This window comes from Acinetobacter sp. YH12152, assembly GCF_013418285.1.
Classification (GTDB): domain Bacteria; phylum Pseudomonadota; class Gammaproteobacteria; order Pseudomonadales; family Moraxellaceae; genus Acinetobacter; species Acinetobacter amyesii.
The window spans coordinates 1-1352 of the sequence record NZ_VPCH01000116.1 but is presented as its reverse complement, the minus strand read 5'-3'; the positions used below and the strand labels follow the sequence as shown (position 1 = coordinate 1352).

Here is a 1352-nt window from a genome sequence, read left to right as displayed (position 1 = left end):
GGAAAGATACAAAGATCAGCTCGCTAGCGCGAAATGAATTACTTCGAACAGTTAATCTTGCGAAGCAGTGCTTCTCAGGCAGGACATTATGGAAAAAATGGTCCGGCTATCATTGCCGAAGTTTGGTGGAAACCAAGATGCATTGCATCAAATTATTGGGGGATAAACTCAGTGCAAGAAAATTTGATAGCCAAGTCAATGAGATCCATGCACGTATAGCCGTGTTAAATAAATTTACCGAGTTAGGTCAACCACATACCCAAGTTATGCCTTAAATTTGAGTAGATATGGGCAATCTTAATTTTTACATCTTTGTGCAACAAAGCCCAACGGGTGTGCCTACAGTCATTGCTGGAAAAATACTGGTGGATTAGTAATTTGGGCAAATCAATTTGCATTACAACAAACATCATCTAGAGCAATTAATAGTAGTACCTCTGATGATAAGAAGCAGGATAAATAAAATGTTAACAATTCTAGTTGAAGTAATTTTATCATTTTTTATATCCAATTATGAATCTGAAAATTATCCTTATCTAGCAGGTTTTATAAAGGGAATAGTTTTAGGTATATCAGCTTTCCTCTTGGGGATGTTGATTGATGTTATTAATGATAAAGTTATGGAAACACATTTGATAATATTATATTTCATTACTTGCATTGGTATAGGAATAATAGGAGGGCTATTTTTTATGTTTTTTACTTGGTTCACTAAAAAATAATACTAATAACATAAACGCTTGGTGTGACGGTTTTAAAAGCATAAAGGAACCGATTAACTGCACAAAAGACATAAATTTGATCTACAGTTACTTGTAAAAATAGAGCTAAACTTTAGCTGATTCCTTTTATCACTGTGACCAAATTGGAACACCGCAGACTTTAACAAATGAGTTAGGTGAATGTATATGGGAAATTAAGCAAGATACATGGGGCACAGCTTTAGAGATTAAGACTAGTGACAATTTATTAGAGCAAACAAGTATTCGCTTCCAAGGACAGTATTATGATGGAGAGACTGGCTTACATTATAACCGTTGCCGTTATTATGAGCCTGAGAAATTTTAAAGCACTACTTTAAAATTACGAAAGGCAAGGTATGTAAGTAAAGACCCTATAGGATTGTTTGGTGGTTTAAATAATTCTTCGTATGTAAAAGACCCGAATCAATGGGTTGATCCGATGGGGTTATGGTCGGCTACTAATGAAAAAATTGAAGAATTAGCGTAAGCGTCCGCTGAACACACCTTCTGAATTCATCCTATAAGCCTTAATTTAGTCCCCACTTAGAAACAAGTGGGGACTAAAATTTATGACTACAAATCATCAGACATCCATCGCATCTCTTGCGA

Annotated in this window: 1 protein-coding gene and 2 pseudogenes; all 3 read left to right on the top strand. The window is 35.1% G+C overall.

Annotated elements, in window-relative coordinates; translation table 11 throughout:
- Positions 1-275: pseudogene (locus tag FTU83_RS17210) on the top strand (IS5/IS1182 family transposase); the annotation flags it as partial.
- A 189-nt stretch (positions 276-464) separates the two neighbouring features.
- Positions 465-722: a hypothetical protein gene (locus FTU83_RS17205; RefSeq protein WP_180036159.1), complete on the top strand. Its 258-nt coding sequence runs from the start codon at positions 465-467 to the stop codon at positions 720-722.
- A 121-nt stretch (positions 723-843) separates the two neighbouring features.
- Positions 844-1191, top strand: a pseudogene (locus FTU83_RS17200) (RHS repeat-associated core domain-containing protein); the annotation flags it as partial.
- Between the last annotated feature and the right edge of the window lie 161 nt (positions 1192-1352).

Excerpts from the sequence above, each read along its gene's own strand:
- FTU83_RS17205 (WP_180036159.1), top strand. The coding sequence starts at position 465 with ATGTTAACAATTCTAGTTGAAGTAATTTTATCATTTTTTATATCCAAT.